Origin of the sequence: Sphingomonas sp. UNC305MFCol5.2, from assembly GCF_000712135.1 — a bacterium.
Lineage (GTDB): Bacteria > Pseudomonadota > Alphaproteobacteria > Sphingomonadales > Sphingomonadaceae > Sphingomonas.
In genome coordinates this window covers 34533-50060 of sequence record NZ_JOOE01000005.1, presented here as the reverse complement: position 1 = coordinate 50060, position 15528 = coordinate 34533, and the positions used below count along the sequence as shown (strand labels likewise).

Below are 15528 nucleotides of genomic sequence, written 5' to 3'. Positions count from 1 at the left end.
CTCACAGTGCATGGAACCGGAAATCGCGAAAACGCGCTTCGCCTTCGCCCGCCGAATAGAGACCGGGGCGCAGCATCAGGAAGCCGCCGCGGACATTGTGATGATAGCCCGAGACTTCCATGCCGCGATCGAAGCGCTTCCATGTCTGCCCGCCATCTCCCGAGGTGTGGAAGGAGACGATGTGGCGATTGTTGGTGACGCGCATCTTCATCCGGCGGCCGTGCGGATTGGCGGGGCGGCCGCGCTCGATGCCATATTGGTGGGTGACGAAGCGCTTCTCGTCGAAGCCGAGGCCGGCATAGAGCTTCTCGTCGTAGAAGAGCAGCAGCCCCGCGACGCCCCCCGGCGCGATCTCGATATCGCATTCGAACTGATAGGCCTGGTCGCCGGCGATCAGCAGCAGCGGCGAGGAGCTGCTCGGCGCGGTGCCGCTGGCCTTGAGCACGAGCGCGCCGTTCTCGACGCGCTGGCGGCTGCTCTCGTCTGGGGCGGGCTTGAAGAAATTCCAGTGGCGGCCGAGCTGCAGTGGCTTGCTGAAATCGTCGGACAGGGGCTGGCCGTGGGGCAGTGCGGTGCCGCCTCTGGGCTTGCGGATCGGTTGCGACAAGTCGCCGCCCTTCATCCGGAACCACCCGTCCTTGGTCCATTCGACCGGATCGAGCAGGGTCTGGCGGCCCAGCGTCCAATAGCCGTTCTCGAAGCCGTGATAGACCGACCACCAGCTGCCGTCGGGCGCCTCGACCAGCGAGGCATGGCCGCGCGACCACCATTTCTCAGCCACGCTGGTGGTGCGCACCAGCGGGTTGGCGGGGCATTGCTCCCAAGGGCCGTGGATCGAGCGTGCGCGCGCGGCGATGACCATATGGCCGGTCGGCGGGCCGGCGGTGCCGCCCACTGCGGTGATCATGTAGAAAAAGTCGCCGTGGCGGTGAATCTTGGGACCCTCGGGCGAGAAGCCCTCGACGTCCCAGTCGTCGGGATAGCGCCAAGGATCATAGACATGCTCGACTTCGCCGACGGTCGAGAGGCCGCCGTCCGAGAGGCGGATGCGGTCCCCGCCCGACAGGAACAGCCAGCGCGACCCGTCTTCGCCCAGGGCGTGGCAGGGATCGATATGGTTGTGCAGCCCGAGGTCCACGGGATCGCTCCACGGCCCGTCGATGTGATCGGCCCAGATCACGAAGATCGAGTTCGGTTTCGCCTTGACCGGAATATAGAGGAAATAGCGGCCGTCATGCTTCTCGAGGCTGACTGCCCAGACCGAACCGATATTCTTCGTGAGCGCCGCCTTGCGCGGCTGCCAGTTCACCAGGTCGCGCGAATGCCAGATCGTGAGCCCCGGATAGGAATCGAAGCTCGAGAAGGTCATGTAATAATCGGCGCCGTCCTTGAGGATGGCGGGATCGGCGCGGTCGCCCGAGATCAGCGGATTGAGGAAATTGCCGTTGCCCAGATCGGCGATGCGCTGATTGTCGAAGCCGCGCTTCCAATCGGGCGCGGGCCTGGCGACGGCCTCGGTGGGACGCACCAGGGCCGCGGCACTTCCCGCCAGCGCCGCCGCGAACGCTTCCCGCCTGCTGATGTCCATATTGTCCTCTTTCAGGTTGCTGCGAAGGGCTGGTCGCGGTGGACGATCACGCGGCCGTCGGGAGAGAAGTCGACGCGGACGAGGCCGGGCTTCTCGCGCCACGGGCTTGCTTCGTCATTGCCGAAGAAAGTGACCCACCAATTCCCCTGCTTGTCGCGCAGGAAGTTGCCGCCGCCGCAGCAGGGCGGGCCTTCATGGCGATTGCGCCACGGGCCGGTCGGCTTGTCCGACATCCACATCGCGAACGAATAGCGGCCTTCGTAGCGGTCGACGACGCCGAGATAATAGATGCCATTCCGCCTGAACATCGTCGCGCCTTCATAGCCGAAATGGCGATAGCCCTTCGCGGCGCATTCCTTGCGATGATGCTTCGGGTCGAGATCGTATTCGCCGTCGGCCGCGATCATCTTCTGCCACGGGCCGGCAAACCCACTCATGTCGTCGTTGAGGCGGACGATCTCGTCGGCCGAGCCGAGCGTGAACCAGACCGATCCGTCCGCGTCCTCGAACAATGTCGCATCGATGCTGCCGCGCAGCGGCTTGTCCGGCGAGAAGGCGTGGACATAGGGGCCTTCCGGCTTGCCGGTTTTGCTCTTCAGGATCGCGACGCCGGCGCGGCTCATCGAATGGACGATATAGTAATTGCCGCGGACGAAGTGGATTTCGGGCGCCCAGAGCGCGCGGAAAGGCACGCCCTTGCGCATCCGCCAGCTCTTCTCCCACGCGCCGTCGCGCTCGATGCTCCAGACGAGGCCGAGATAGGCCCAGTCGCGCAGGTCCTTCGAGCGCCACAATTCGACGCCGTCGTTCACCGCCCAGATATTGTCGCCGGTCGAGCCGGTCATGTAATAATGGCCGTCGCCGCCGAGGCAGATGATCGTGTCGCGGATATGGACGTCGTGAAGCGGGCGGATGGCGGGGAGCAGCCCCGCGGTTACGGCACTGCCGCTTGCCGAATTGTCCCAGGGCGCGATCGGGTAAGACGGCCTGCCGGGGCCCTTGTAGCGCACGTTCGGAAGACCCGAGACCCAGCCGCCGCCGATGCTCGCCGCGTCGGGCTTCCGGCCGGGGCCGCTGAGCCCGGAATAGGGCCAATAATCCTTGAGCGGGGCGGGGATGATCCGGCCGCTGTCGTCGCCTTTCGGATCGATCTGCCCGCCCGAAAGCGGGGCCGGGCCATAGGGCGGCTCCTGTGCCCAGGTCGCCCCGCTTAGCGTTAGCCCCCCGAGCAAAGAGCCCCCGGCGAGGAGCGACCTTCGATCACATCGAAGGTCGTCCAGGCCGGCGGAGGGGACAGGCGGATGGATCGTTCGCCTCCGTGTCTAGAAGCGGAAGCGGACGCCGGCGCGGAAGATACGTCCCGAGCTGGCATATTGGGTGACGGCGTTCTGCCCTTCATAGGCATAGCGATCGCTGGTCTGGTTGGTGAGGTTCAGCCCCTCCAGCGTGAGCGAGACCCAGCGGGTGAAGTTGAAGCTCATCGACGCGTCGACGTTGGTGGTCGAGCGGCTGTAGACGAAATCGTTGATCAGCGGTCCCGTGCAGGGCCCGCCCGGCACGTTGTTGCCATTCACCTGCGCCGGCGTGAGCGGCGTCGGATTGGGGATGATGCCCGGGCTGCACGAGCCCGCCGCGATCGGATAGGACGTGCTGTAGCCCTTGCGATGCGCCACCGAGACGCGCGCCCGGAAGGGCTTGCTCTCGTAATAGAGCGTGGCGTTGATCGCGTCGGGCGAAACGCCGAGGAACGGCCCCTTGCCGGTGGTTCGCGGAACGGTCGCCGTGCCGGGATCGAGGATGTAGTTCAGCTCGGAATCGATGTGCGTATAGTTCACCTGCGCGCCGAAATTCTTGAGCAGGCCCGGCAGGAAGGTGAAGTCCATCTGGAAACTGGCTTCGATGCCGCGCAGCCAGCCGCCCGGCGCGTCGGCGAACTGGCGTGCCTGGAAATCGTAGCCGCTGGTGATGTAGTTCGCCTGCGGCGAGCCGGGAGTGAACTGGGCGAGGATCGCCGCGATCGTCTCCGCATCGGCGAAGCGGCTGAGCGGTCCGGTGAAGAAGATCGTCTGCGGGAAGCTGTCGATCTCCTTCTGGAACGCCGCCACCGAGAGCAGGCCGCCCGGCGCGAAATACCATTCGACGCTGGCGTCGAGATTGGTCGAGCGGAAGGGCTGGAGCTTGGGGTTGCCGACGGTCAGAGTCGCGCCGCTGGTCGCGGTCGACGAGTTCGGGACCGAGATCGCAGTGAGCGTAGGGGCGAGATTGCCGAGCAGCGGTCGCGCCATCACCTTCGAGGCCGAAACGCGGACGAGCAGGTTCTCGATCGGCTCGTAGACGACGTTCACTGACGGCAGGAAATCGGTGTATTTGTTGGTGCCGACGATCGGCCGGCCCGCGGTGGTCGAGCCCGTCGACGTCACGTCGGTGATCGCGACGCGGGTGCCGGCATTGCCGCGGAAGGGTCGGCCGAACAATTCGCTGTTCCAGTCGGCCTGGAAATAGAAGCCGGTATCGACTTCCTCGACCCCGAAATTCTCGCGGCCGCCGTTGCGCTTGTTGGTGAGGCGCCAATCGCCCCATTTGTTGACGCAGTTGCAAGTGAAGTCGAACAGATTGTCGAAGGCCTGGATGCTGGGCACGATGAAGCTGCTCATCGTGCCGTCGGGGACGCTCAGCCCCTGACCGAAGTTGATCTTCCGGCTGACGCTGGCGGTGGTGGCGCCGGCTTCCTTGAGCGTCGGATTGAGCAAGTCGTTGTTGCGTTCATAGAACGACGTGTCGAACGTATATTTGCGGATGTTCGCGCCGAAGCCGAGGTTGAACTCGTCATTGGCCTGCCAGTCGAAATCGATCTTGGCCTGCTTGTAGGTGTTCTTGACGAAGCGCTGATAGTGGCGGATCCCCGAGAAGCCCTTGACCACTTCCCAGTTCGCCGGATCGGCCGCGTCGAACCCGAAGTCGATCTGGGGCATCGAACCGCCGCCGCGCTCGTCATAAACGAACGATCCCGGCGAATCCATGCGGTTGAACTCGACCAGCAGGCCTTGCGTGTAGTTGGTCGATTCCGACAGGCCGGCGGTGATCTCGGTCTTGAAGACGTCAGAGAAGGCGTGCTGCAGGTTGAACGAGCCCTGCTTGAACTTGGTCGTGTAAGTCGACTGGTCGGCCGCCGAGCGGAAGTCGACGTTGCGCATCACCAGATAGTCGGCGAGCCCGTTGGTGACGTTGGCGTCGAGCACCTCGACTGCCGGCCGACCGATCAGCGCGCCGCGGAAGGCGAGGCGGTTCGAGCTGGGGATGTACCCGACCGAGTTCGGGTTATTGTAATAATCATACGGGTCGAGGTTGAACGGATTGACGCTGAAGATCGTGGCGTTGGCCGGCGTCGTGCCTCCGGGCGCGACCGCGGCGTTGCCGAGGATCGACGGCCCGAGCACGCCGCTGGCATTGAACGCCGTCGCGAAGGCCGGCGTGGAGCCGTACATCTGCTGCCCGCAATCCTGCGAGGGCGCGAGTTCGCTGTCCGCGGCGGGCGTGCACAGGCCCGGATAGAGCGCCCGGGCGTTGACCGGGGTGATCGAGTTGGTCGCGGTGTTGTAGGTCGCGTTGGTGTTGTTGCGGTTGAGGCCGACCGACGAGACCTGGTTGTAGGTGCTCCGGTTCCAGAAGCGCGAATAGGCGCCGTCGATGCTGAGCAGGGTCCGGTCGCCGATCTGCCACTGGTACGACGCGGTCAGGCCGAGACGCTCATTCTGGACGTCCTGCTGCTCGATCGAGGCAAGCGCCGGGATGCGTACGAGCGAATCGTCGAGACGGCCTGGCGTATTGAACGGTGCGCCCGGATACAGCTTGGCATAAGCGGCGGGATCGGAACCCGTGAGCGCCGCGATGGCTGCGGGATTGGTAACGACGGTGCCGAAGTTGGTGCCGGTCGGTGCGGCGAAGCCGGCGCGCTGCGGGTTCTCGTTCCCGAGGAAATCCGAGTTGCGATAGAGATAGTCGGACTGGCCGGGAGCGCGGCGATATTGATCGAGCTCGTTCTTCGACTTGCTCCACGCGCCCGAGACGAGGAAGCCCATCGAATCGTTCAGGAAGCGAGTCGATGCGAGGCCCGCGATGCGCGGATTCCACTTTTTGCTGTTCTGCTGATAGCTGCCTTCGCCAGAAAGCGCGAAGGCCGACTTGGCATAGTCGAACGGGCGGCCGGTCTGCAGGTCGATCGTCGCGCCGAGCGAGCCCTCGTCGGTCTCGGCCGAAGGAGTCTTCTGGACCTTCAAGGAGCTGAACAGCTCGGAGGCGAAGGTGTTGTAGTCGAACGCGCGGCTGCGATTCGGGCTGGTGCCGGCATCGTTCGCGCCGGCGGTGGAGAGCGCTTCGAGACCGTTCAGGCGGGTGCGGTTGAAGTCGCCGCCGAGCCCGCGGACGGTGATGGTGCGGCCCTCGCCATTGTCGCGGTCGATCGAGACGCCGGGTAGGCGCTGGAGCGATTCGGCGAGATTCGAATCGGGGAAGTCGGCGATGTCCTCGGCGTTGATCGCGTCGATCTGGACGGTGGCGTCGCGTTTCTCGCGGATCGAACTGCGCAGTGAAGCGCGATAGCCGGTGACGACGATCTCGCCTTCCTGCGTGGCGGCAACGTCCTGAGCGGCGGCGGCCGCCTCGGCCGCCGGTTCGGCACCCTGCGCGAAGGCGGCGCTGCCCCAGGTCGCGGCCAGCGCGAGCGCCGCAAAAGACGCACCGGCACGCAGGATCGCCGCGGTTGCATTCTTCTTGATCATCATTCCCCTCCCGTTGGCGGACGCCGCAATCCCCTGCGGTCGTCCCCGTCAGCTATTGTCGTCGAGGAGGGAGCGTGCGGCGTTCGCCGCAATGCCGGAGAGACGCGGACGATCGCTCGTCGCTGCATGACCCGGCGGCATTTTGCCTCTCCTCATTTTCGCGCGGCCTTTGCGGCCGTCTCTTCCGATGTCGCTATAGACACCGGTGGCATAATGGTAACGCCAACACCCTGCTCCGGCAACCACAAGTGTTGTGATTAAATCAATTGAAAATCAATGAGATGGTAAAATTGATACCGGTATCAATTGAAGACCGAGCCGATATCGCATGGTTGCCGCCCGAATCGCATCGACGGAAGATCAGTTTGTTCGGGGGAGGCCCAGGGTCGCGTGCCATCGCCTGCGCAACACTCCCGGATCCATCGGTATGCGATCGTCGAGGATCGTGACCGCAGCGATGCGATCAAGCCGGAAGCTACGGAAATCGTTGCGTAATTCGCACCACGCGATCAGCACCCGGACCGCGTCGAGATAGCCGATCACCAGCGGCCAGACCGTTCGTTCGGTGCGCTTGCCCGAGAGATCCGTATAGCTAAGGGCGATCTTGCGCGCGGCTCGGATGGCGCCGCGCAGTTCGGCGGCGTCGACCGGATCCTCCACCGTGTCCCAGGAAGGCGGCGTTCGCGCCGAGGGATCTTCGAGAATGGCGCGCATATCGTCGGGCAACACCGCCGCGACCTTGGCGAGCACGTCGCGCGCCGCCCGCGCCAGCGCCGGATCGGCATGTCCGGCGACCCATTGCGCGCCCAGGGCTACCGCATCGATCTCGTCCGCAGTCAGCATCAAGGGTGGCAAGTCGAAGCCGCCATCGAGGACATAGCCGATCCCCGCCTCGCCGCGGATCGGCACGCGCTGGCCGATCAATGCGGCTATGTCGCGATAGACCGATCGCTTCGAAGTCTCGAGCTCGGCGGCGATCGCGTCGGCGGTCACCGGGCGCGTCGTGCGGCGGAGGATCTGGACGATCTGGAAGAGGCGGTCGGCCTTGCGCATAAAAAGACCCTACTGCCATGCTGCTGACACCATGCTGGCAGCAGCATGGCAGTAAGTCTAGCTTTCGAAAGCAAAGGGAGACGAACGATGCAGAAGACTTACCATGGCAGCTGCCATTGCGGTGCGGTGCGGTTCGAGGCCGAGATCGATCTCGCGGCGGAGACGACCAGGTGCAATTGTTCGATCTGCACCAAAAGGCGCAATTGGGGAGTGCTGCTAAAGCCCGACGCATTCCGCCTGTTGAGCGGCGAGGAGGTGCTCAGCGATTATTCGTTCGGCACCGGGCAGGGCAGCCACCGCTTCTGCAGCAAATGCGGCTGCGCGCCGTTCAGTCAGGGCAACGTGCCCGAGATCGGCGGCGCGTTCGTGTCGGTGCAATTGGGATCGCTGGATGACGCGACGGACGAGGAACTGGCGGCCGCACCGATCAAATATGGGGACGGGCGCAACAACGCATGGTGGCAGCCGCCGGCGGTGACGAGCTACCTCTAGGACGTATCGACATTCAACAAATTGACTCCCCTCCCTGCTTGCAGGGAGGGGCCCGGTGTGGTGCGCGCGTGTGCGCGCCCAGGAGAATCTCTCTTCGTCACCCCGAGTCGATCACGGGGTGACGAGGATGGGCAACGGCAGCTAACCGCCACTAGCCGCCCTCGCCCAACGCCCTCGAAACGCCGCTGGCAATGTAGGATTTGTTCTGCTTTGGTTCGATCCATGAATGCTCCGCAGAACGCCCGCGTCGCGCCGTCCTACTCGGTTTACGCGTTGACTCGCGCGCGTAGGGATGCGTCAACTTCGTCAATCGGCATTATCGCCGCCAACACCCGGAAACCGCGCAAATCCGCCATTTTCAGATCCAACCAAAGGGTCGGATCCGCCCGCGCCCGGCGCATTTGCCAACCTTGCGGTTGGATGTCGATTGACTCCGCGTTCCACGGGGGCCGCGCGCTCCAGCCACGCCATTGCTCATCAGTGCGGATCACGCGTCGTGGTACAGCTCTACGCGGAGATCGAAGGCGTTGAGCAGGTTCGCGTCTCCGGTCGCCATGGTGGTGCGGATCGCCTGGGCGAGATCGAGCACGCCGCCCGTCGTTTCGTCGACATGGCCCTCGGCCGCCTGGCGCTCGTGATCGACCAGCTTCTGCCACAGCTGATCGACGAAGTTGCCGCCCGCCGCGGTCGCGCCATCCTGGATTCCGCCTGCGGGGAGCTTCTCCCCCAGCTTGCCGATCAGTTTGTCGGTGACCACGTCGGTGAACTGGCGGACAAAGGCGACCTTCGCCTCGGCCTTGCCCTCGGCATTGGCGATATAGTCGGCACCGGCCTGCTCGAGCGAACCCATGATCGCGCCGAGCGTGCTGGCGGCGACTTCGCGCTTGTCGGGCGACAGGTTCTTGTCGCCGATCTGCACAGCGAGGCGAGTCATCTCGTTGCTGAGCGCCTCCTGCGATTGTTCGGCGCGCCCGTAATCGGGATCGAGCATGACGTTGCGCATGAAATCCTGCGTCAGCCCGTGGTGAAGGTCGCCGGTATTGTCCATCCGCCAATCGGTCTCGGCAAGACGGGCGACATTGCGATCGAAATACATGCCCAGCTGGTCGAGCGCGGGCTTGCGATCGCCGCCCTCGTCGAGCCCGCCGACATAGCCTTCGCCGCCGGAGCGCACGAGATCGGCGAACAATTTGTCCTGCGCAGGCTGGTTCGCGGTGTTCTGCGTAGTGGAGTTGAGCAGGCCGGAGAGCGCGTGGAAGCCGTCGCGCGCATAGAGGTTGTTCCATTGGCCGCCACCCACGGTCGTGGCCATCATTGCCTGGGTGAGCGTCATGTCCCCGCCGGCGACGGGGCCCTTCGCCTCGACGCGGGTGATCTCGGCGAGCACCGCGTTGGCGGCGGAGCGATTGCCTCCGGCGGCCGCCATGTTGGCGATGTCGGCGGCGGCGGTGAGCGTCTGGGGCCCCGTCTGGCGATCGTTGATGTCGTAGCCCTGCGCCCGCGCATCGTCGACCAGCCGATTGGCGACCGAGGCGAGCGCGGTGCCGTCGCGCACGTCGGTGAGCAACTGGCGCGTGCCGGCGCTGCCGGGTTCCGATACGATCCCGTAGAGATCGTCGGCGTCGAGCCGGCCGTCGGCGACACCGCGAGCGATGCCTTCCGTCACCTGGTCCCGAAGCTCGGGGGTGGCGGGGTCGGTCCAGGCAGTGCCGATGTCGTTCAGCCCGTGGAGCAACTTGTCCGCCGCGCGCTCGTCGACCGAGCCGCAAAAGGTCGATTGCCCGCCGGCCATCTGCACGATCGCGGCGAGATATTCGTCCTTCTGATCCTGCGTCAGGTCGCTGCGCGCGAGCGTCTGCTGGATCTGATAGGCCGCCTGCGCGCCGTCGGTCTGCTGGCCGAATTGAGTCGCGGCGACGGTCTGCTCGACAGCGCCCTTGACCTTGGAGTCGCTGACCACGCACGCCGGTGGCGCCGTATTGGTGACCGAACCGCCGCCGCCTGAATCTGCAATAAGCATGGCCAATACTCCTCGAACTTGCGGGGGAGGATAGGTTCCGCGCGACGCGGCGCCATACTCGAAGCGACTATGAGGCGATCCGGAACCGCACTGTTCCGCCTCCGTTTTGAGCGTGGCAATACGAGTGACCAGCATGTTGCAGTCTATCCTCATCGCGACGGCGATCGGAGTTGCGGGGCCCCATATGATGACCGACCAAGATACGCGCGCGGCGCTGCTCGAAGCGGCGCGTGCGCCTGTCCAGGCGGAGCTTGGCAAGGCACCCAAATTCCGCGTCGATCAACTCCACCGCGACGGGGATTGGGCCTTTCTGCTGGCGACGATGCAGGATTCCGACGGCAAGCCCTTCGACTATCAGGGAACGCCGCTGGCCGATGCCGCGCAACAGGGCATGGTCTCGCGCACCTATGCCGCGTTGCTGCGCCACGATACGCACGGCTGGCAAATCGTGGCCAAGGCGATCGGGCCGAGCGACGTCGCGTGGGAAGACTGGCCGAAACGCTATGGCGCGCCCGCGCGGCTATTCACCGGCGGCTGAGCCTCAATAGCTGCCATGGGCGTTCCGCGGGTACCACCAGGCGAAGCGCGTGCCGAGATCGGTGGTGCTGAACACGGTGTTGCCGCGGTTGCGCTCGAATCCCATTGCCGGCTTGCCGTCGAGCTGGCCGGACCACCAACCGCTGTTCGAGCGGCCGACGAATGTCACGCGGATTCCGGGGCCGGTGAAAGTCATGCGGTGGAAGCCGTTTCGGCTGGCCTGGTCGGTGAAGACGCAGGCGCGCTCGGGGCCGTCGTTGAACGAGCAGCGTACGGTCTCGCGTGAGGACGCGCCCTGCGCACCCACCGAGCCGGGGAGGAGGGTCACGGCGGCGAGCGCGATCGGGAGCATGATTCGCATGGCCCGTCGAACGCGGGGCAGCGCCAACCGTTCCCGGTCAGCGTGCCATCGCGGCGGCATGATTGCCGCGACGGACTGCTTCGCCGGCGGTATCGGCGGGGCGCTCGTAGAGCCGCGTGACGATCTCCGCGGCCGAGCGCGCATCGGTGGCGCCGCGCAGCGCACGGCCGGCGCCGGCCTCGCTGTGGGTCAGCTCGTACTGGACGAAGCGGAGTTGCTCGGCGAACGAGGAGCCGCGGATGTTATGACCGGCCCAGGCGGCAAAGTCGCGCTGGCGCGGACCTTCCCATTGCGCGAGGCCATAGCCGGGGCCGCCGCCGATCTGGTCGATGCCCGGATTCATGTTGCTCTCGGCATCGAGGTTGGCGACGATGCCGATCGCCTGTGCCCGGCTCCAGCCCTGGCTCTGGAAATAGCTGATCGCCTGGTCGATCCGCGCCTGCTGCCCGCCCTGGCCGGTGGGGACGACCGAGCCGCTGCTCTGTGTGCCCGTCGTCTCGCCACTGCCGCCGGGCGCGCGCAGGATCACGCCGCCATGGCTCAGCGCCCAGCTGAGATTGTTGTGCGAGATCTTCTGGCTGCCGTCGGCATTGACGTTGTTCGATCCGATCATCTGGCCGGGGCCCGAGACGATCTCGGTGTGCGAGACGCCGCCGCCCTGGATGATCACCACGTCGCCGGGCTTCGCCTCGGAAGCGGGGACCGGGGTCCAGCCGCGACTGCGCAAGGTGGCGTTGAGCTGGGCGACCGAATCGGTGTGGAGATTGGCCGGCAATTTGCCCGCCTCGGTCAGCACCGCCGAGACGAAGTTGGCGCAGCACACGTTCGAGGGCACGCCGGCGTTCATCGGCAGATTGTCGTTGCGGTTGACCTTGAGCGACGAGGCGTTCTGGCCGAGATATTTCTCGGCGATCGCCGCGACATCACTCGATCCGCTGCCGGGGGTGCCGCCGACCGGGGATCCGCCCTCGACTCCGCCGGTGCCCCCGGTGCCGTTCGGAATGGTCAGCATCCGGTCTGGGAAGATCAGGTTCGGATTGGCGATGTTGTTGACCTGCGCCAGCGCCTGCCAGGTCGTGCCGAAGCGCTCGGCGATGGCGGAGAGCGTGTCGCCTGGCTGGATCCTGTACTCGCGCGGGGTCTCGGCCGCCCCGCCGCCCGTCGGGATGTTGAGATGCTGGCCGGGGCGGATCAGGTCGGGGTGGAGGATCTGCGGATTGGCCTGGATCAGCGCATTCAGCGAAACGCCCTTGTCGCGCGCGATCGCGCTCAAGGTATCGCCGGTCTTGACGAAATAGCTGCCGTCACCGCCGCCGCTGGAGGAATTCGTCTGACTCTGTTGAACCGAAGAGACGCCCGTCATGGCCCTTACTCCGCCAAACCGATTGTGCTGCAGCCTGATAGCCGAGCCGAAAAGGCGGGTCGCTAATCGGAACGCTTAGAGCAGCGGCGGATCGAGCGCGACGCGGTAGCGCATCTCCGCGGAGAAGCTGCGCGCGACGGCCTTGAGGTTGGCGTCGGTATCGGCATCGTGCTGGATCGATTCGAGCGCGGCGAAGGCTGCGTCGCGATGCTGCTTGCTGCGGAACAGCGGCGTCGCCAGCTCGGGCACGCGGCGCTCGCCGGCCGGCCAGCTCGCCATGCAGGCGAGATCAATGGTCAGCCGCCGCATCTCGCTTTGGCCGATAGTGACTTTCTTGAGCGAGCCCGTGCGGCGATACGCCTTGGGCCAGTCGCGCTCGAAGGCGTCGAGCGCAGCCGCCTGGTTCGCCGCGTCGATCGAATTGGCCGATCGGCACGCGGAAGTCGCTGCCGGGGCTGCACGGCCGATCTTGCCCGCCCCCTGAGTGAGCGCCGCGACGGGACGATGCATGCGGCCGTTGGCATAACGAAACTGGACGAGCGGACCGCCGGCCGCAGTAGCAGGCATGGCGACGGTGAACACGCCACGCCGCAACTGGGCGCGCGCGGCCGTGCTGCATGTGCCGAACGCCTCGGTGACCAGCGGCTCCTGGCCGGCACGCGTCACGATCACTGCATAGCGCGCGGGGCATTCCGCACCGGCCTTGCCGCGGATCAGATGCAGCCGGGAGCCTTGCACCGTGTAGCTGCCGACTACGGACAGGTGATCGACTAGCTCGGCGCCGAACGGGCGTGAGATCACCGTCTTGCCGAGCTTGATCGCCTGTTCGCTGCCGGCAGAGACCACCACTGCCTTCTGGTCGGCGGCATGCGCCGCCCCGCCCGCCGACAACGACAAGGGAGCGGCGAGCAGCATCAACGGCCTGTGCATCGAGAACCTCTCAGGATCGGGAATGGACGGCGCTAGCACGCGCGAAAGCGTGGCGGGTTCCGTCTTAACTGCGATTTTGTGCGGAGAGATCGGCAGTCGCGGCTTCGAAGCGCGCGATCACGCCGTCGAGGCCGGGAGGGGCATCGGCACGCGACGCGCTATCGAGTGTCGCGCGGACGCCGCCGATCTGCTGCTCGCCGCTCGCCCCTGACAGCCCGGCGATCTGGATTACCGCCTGACGGGTAAAGTCATCGAGCGCGCGGCGCAGTTCGCCTTCCTGTGCCGGGCTGCCGCCGAAGCGCGCGGAGAGATCGCGCGTGAGGTCGCCGAGGCCGTAAACGTCCCCGCGCCGTGCCAGCTCGCCCATATCGGGGGCGAAGCCGGTGCCGCTGCCGGCGGTCTGGCTCCATGCATGAGCACCGCTGCCGTTGCCGCGGCTGGTGGCGTCGACCCAGGCGAGGACGCGGTGGCCGATCTCGCCCATTGCCTCGATCGCCGCGCCGCGCGCGTCGGTGGACGCGGTGCCGGCGGGGGAGAGGGGCGAGAGCCCGGAGATGCGGTCGATACTGGTCATGATCCCGTGTCCAAAATCCCGTTCGGGCGATGTCGCCGCCCACGACTGGCGCCATGTTCCACAACCATGTGGCGATCGGAGGCCGCACGCGCCATAATCGCAACGACTAGCTTCATCGCGGGACGAAGCCTTTGTCGGTGAGATTTATCGCGCCGAGATCGAGGCCGGAGGCGCGCGCGCCCTGGCGCACCGCCGTGATCTGCCGCGCGGGCGGCGTGTCGGTCCGCTGACGTACCGCCAGCCACGCGTTCAGCCACCAGATGGCATAGGCATCGGCAACATTGTCGATGCGAAGACCGTATTGGGCGAGTTCGGGTTCGGCCCTGGCGATCAGATCGGATGCGCCCAGCTCCTTCTCGAGCGACGCCGCGCCCTGCGGATCCTGCGCGTGCGCTTTGGCGATGAACCGCGCAAAATTGGCGCGGCGTCGGTCCAGCGAGGGTTTGTAAGTGAGGCGCAGCGTCGAAGCCGGTGCGCGCGCTTCGGCGGCCGGGCGATTTTCCGAGACCGATTCTTGCGCTGCCTCGTCCATCGCGGTGCCATGCGCGATGCCTGCCATCAGCCCGCCCCAATCGACGCCTTCTTGCGCCGTGGCGGGCGTGGCGCAACCGAGCAGCAAGGCGCCGATCGCGAAGCGAATGGCGCGGTTCCGTGGGTGCACGCATTTCTCCGCAAGAGGATTCGGGCCGCGCCCCGTTCTACGACGCCTTGGTCAGGCGATCGAGCGGGCTCGGCTGCTGGACGAGCCGGTCGAGTGGGCCGTCACCGCCAAGCGCGGCCGCGTCCCGATGCCGCGCCAGCCCTTGCGACAGCGACTCGGTGGCAGCATCCTGCGCGGCGCAGGCATCGTCGGTGCGGCGCTCGCTCGGGCTGGCGATCTCTGCGCCAACGCCGCGCGACCGCACGCCGCCCACGGATACTCCAACGGATATCGACACGATGGGCAACTCCTCTTCCCGTAACCCGGTCGTCGAATATCTCCCGGCGGGCTTCTTGGTTCCATAATCGCTCCGACTACACGCCGCGCGATCAGGCCGCAGCCCGCGGGACTAGTCGGTTTGACTAGGCGATCTAGTCGAAACGCAGAGCGCGTCGTCTGCTGCTTTCGTGTCTTATGGTCATCGACGGTGGCCCGGCGGCCGACCGGCACATGATCCGGGCCCGAGGGCTCACGAACCAGGAGGTAAGACAATGTCGATTCTCAGTTCACTCGGCGGCATCGCTACCAACCCGTTGTCGCTTGCGCAGCTCGCCATGGGCCCTGCAGGCTGGGCCTCGCTCGCGGCACGCACGCTCATGTCGGCGATCGGCCAGCAGGTCATCCAGCAGCTGGGCGAGAAGCTTGGTCTTCCGCAATCGACGATCGACATGGCGCAGGGCGCGTTCTGCGCCTCGATGGGTGACAAGGCCGGTGTTCGCCAGAACGTGCAGGAAGCGATCGGCGGGCTCGCCGAACAGTTCAACGCCTCGCCGGCCGAGCAGGGCCAGGCCAGTCGCGAAGTCGATGACGCGATCAACCGCATGGTTTCGGGCATGGCCGACGGCGAAGACGCCAAGGCCGCGCGCGCCGGCGGCAAGGGCGCCAAGGGCACCAGCGGCCAGAGCTGGCTGATGGCGTTGGCCGAGGCGCTCGGCAAGAAGCTCGACAAGCAGGCTGCGGAAATGTCGAAGATGGCCGACCAGATCACCGACAAGACGCCGTCGCTCACGGCCAAGTTCGGTGCCAAGTCGCAGGAATTCGGCATCCTGATGAACGCAACCACCAACGCCATCAAGACGGTCGGCGAAGGCCTTGCCAACTCGGCGCGCAAGGGCTGAACTTTTTCCCGACA

Annotated in this window: 14 protein-coding genes; 3 read left to right on the top strand and 11 right to left on the bottom strand. The window is 65.9% G+C overall.

Annotated elements, in window-relative coordinates; genetic code table 11:
* Window position 1 precedes the first annotated feature (1 nt).
* The 4 genes from BR78_RS0119540 to BR78_RS0119525 all read right to left on the bottom strand — a co-directional run bounded on the left by BR78_RS0119540 (window position 2) and on the right by BR78_RS0119525 (window position 7419).
* Complete coding sequence (locus BR78_RS0119540; RefSeq protein WP_029937453.1) at window positions 2–1588, bottom strand: family 43 glycosylhydrolase; 1587 nt, start codon at window positions 1586–1588, stop codon at window positions 2–4.
* A gap of 11 nt (window positions 1589–1599) precedes the next feature.
* Window positions 1600–2820 (bottom strand): family 43 glycosylhydrolase, encoded by a 1221-nt coding sequence (locus BR78_RS20690; protein ID WP_081855869.1) that lies wholly within the window; start codon window positions 2818–2820, stop codon window positions 1600–1602.
* A gap of 90 nt (window positions 2821–2910) precedes the next feature.
* Window positions 2911–6366: a TonB-dependent receptor gene (locus BR78_RS0119530; protein ID WP_037567256.1), complete on the bottom strand. Its 3456-nt coding sequence runs from the start codon at window positions 6364–6366 to the stop codon at window positions 2911–2913.
* A 360-nt stretch (window positions 6367–6726) separates the two neighbouring features.
* On the bottom strand, window positions 6727–7419 hold the full coding sequence (locus BR78_RS0119525; RefSeq protein ID WP_029937450.1) for a helix-turn-helix transcriptional regulator: 693 nt from the start codon (window positions 7417–7419) through the stop codon (window positions 6727–6729).
* 87 nt (window positions 7420–7506) lie between these two features.
* Between BR78_RS0119525 and BR78_RS0119520 the strand changes: the two genes are divergently transcribed.
* Window positions 7507–7911, top strand: a complete 405-nt coding sequence (locus BR78_RS0119520) for a GFA family protein (protein WP_029937449.1) — start codon at window positions 7507–7509, stop codon at window positions 7909–7911.
* A gap of 487 nt (window positions 7912–8398) precedes the next feature.
* Here BR78_RS0119520 and BR78_RS0119510 read toward each other — a convergent pair whose 3' ends face one another.
* The gene (locus BR78_RS0119510; RefSeq protein ID WP_029937448.1) at window positions 8399–9931 is read right to left on the bottom strand and encodes a hypothetical protein; all 1533 of its coding nucleotides are present in this window, start codon (window positions 9929–9931) and stop codon (window positions 8399–8401) included.
* Window positions 9932–10115: 184 nt separating this feature from the next.
* Here BR78_RS0119510 and BR78_RS0119505 point away from each other — a divergent pair, with 184 nt between their 5' ends.
* Window positions 10116–10469 carry a hypothetical protein gene (locus tag BR78_RS0119505; protein WP_231478349.1) on the top strand — a complete coding sequence of 118 codons (354 nt, stop codon included), beginning with the start codon at window positions 10116–10118 and terminating at the stop codon, window positions 10467–10469.
* A 3-nt stretch (window positions 10470–10472) separates the two neighbouring features.
* On the opposite strand, the gene BR78_RS0119500 is transcribed toward BR78_RS0119505, so the two are convergent.
* The 6 genes from BR78_RS0119500 to BR78_RS0119475 form a co-directional block, all read right to left on the bottom strand.
* Window positions 10473–10829, bottom strand: coding sequence for a hypothetical protein (locus tag BR78_RS0119500; RefSeq protein ID WP_029937446.1), 357 nt, complete (start codon window positions 10827–10829; stop codon window positions 10473–10475).
* A gap of 37 nt (window positions 10830–10866) precedes the next feature.
* The gene (locus BR78_RS21110; protein WP_051683431.1) at window positions 10867–12192 is read right to left on the bottom strand and encodes a phage tail tip lysozyme; all 1326 of its coding nucleotides are present in this window, start codon (window positions 12190–12192) and stop codon (window positions 10867–10869) included.
* Between the two features lie 75 nt (window positions 12193–12267).
* Window positions 12268–13122, bottom strand: a complete 855-nt coding sequence (locus BR78_RS0119490) for a hypothetical protein (RefSeq protein WP_156022415.1) — start codon at window positions 13120–13122, stop codon at window positions 12268–12270.
* A 64-nt stretch (window positions 13123–13186) separates the two neighbouring features.
* On the bottom strand, window positions 13187–13696 hold the full coding sequence (locus BR78_RS0119485) for a hypothetical protein (protein WP_029937443.1): 510 nt from the start codon (window positions 13694–13696) through the stop codon (window positions 13187–13189).
* Between the two features lie 112 nt (window positions 13697–13808).
* Entirely contained in the window at window positions 13809–14357 is a 549-nt protein-coding gene (locus tag BR78_RS0119480; RefSeq protein ID WP_029937442.1) for a hypothetical protein, read from the bottom strand.
* A gap of 37 nt (window positions 14358–14394) precedes the next feature.
* On the bottom strand, window positions 14395–14634 hold the full coding sequence (locus BR78_RS0119475) for a hypothetical protein (RefSeq protein WP_156022414.1): 240 nt from the start codon (window positions 14632–14634) through the stop codon (window positions 14395–14397).
* Between the two features lie 253 nt (window positions 14635–14887).
* On the opposite strand from BR78_RS0119475, the gene BR78_RS0119470 reads away from it, so the two are divergent.
* On the top strand, window positions 14888–15514 hold the full coding sequence (locus tag BR78_RS0119470) for a hypothetical protein (protein ID WP_029937440.1): 627 nt from the start codon (window positions 14888–14890) through the stop codon (window positions 15512–15514).
* The last annotated feature ends 14 nt before the right edge of the window (window positions 15515–15528 follow it).

Coding starts and splice junctions, on each gene's coding strand:
- BR78_RS0119540 (WP_029937453.1), bottom strand. CDS start 1,588: ATGGACATCAGCAGGCGGGAAGCGTTCGCGGCGGCGCTGGCGGGAAGT.
- BR78_RS0119500 (WP_029937446.1), bottom strand. CDS start 10,829: ATGCGAATCATGCTCCCGATCGCGCTCGCCGCCGTGACCCTCCTCCCC.
- BR78_RS0119505 (WP_231478349.1), top strand. CDS start 10,116: ATGATGACCGACCAAGATACGCGCGCGGCGCTGCTCGAAGCGGCGCGT.
- BR78_RS0119485 (WP_029937443.1), bottom strand. CDS start 13,696: ATGACCAGTATCGACCGCATCTCCGGGCTCTCGCCCCTCTCCCCCGCC.
- BR78_RS21110 (WP_051683431.1), bottom strand. CDS start 12,192: ATGACGGGCGTCTCTTCGGTTCAACAGAGTCAGACGAATTCCTCCAGC.
- BR78_RS0119525 (WP_029937450.1), bottom strand. CDS start 7,419: ATGCGCAAGGCCGACCGCCTCTTCCAGATCGTCCAGATCCTCCGCCGC.
- BR78_RS0119520 (WP_029937449.1), top strand. CDS start 7,507: ATGCAGAAGACTTACCATGGCAGCTGCCATTGCGGTGCGGTGCGGTTC.
- BR78_RS0119530 (WP_037567256.1), bottom strand. CDS start 6,366: ATGATCAAGAAGAATGCAACCGCGGCGATCCTGCGTGCCGGTGCGTCT.
- BR78_RS0119510 (WP_029937448.1), bottom strand. CDS start 9,931: ATGCTTATTGCAGATTCAGGCGGCGGCGGTTCGGTCACCAATACGGCG.
- BR78_RS0119470 (WP_029937440.1), top strand. CDS start 14,888: ATGTCGATTCTCAGTTCACTCGGCGGCATCGCTACCAACCCGTTGTCG.
- BR78_RS0119490 (WP_156022415.1), bottom strand. CDS start 13,122: ATGCACAGGCCGTTGATGCTGCTCGCCGCTCCCTTGTCGTTGTCGGCG.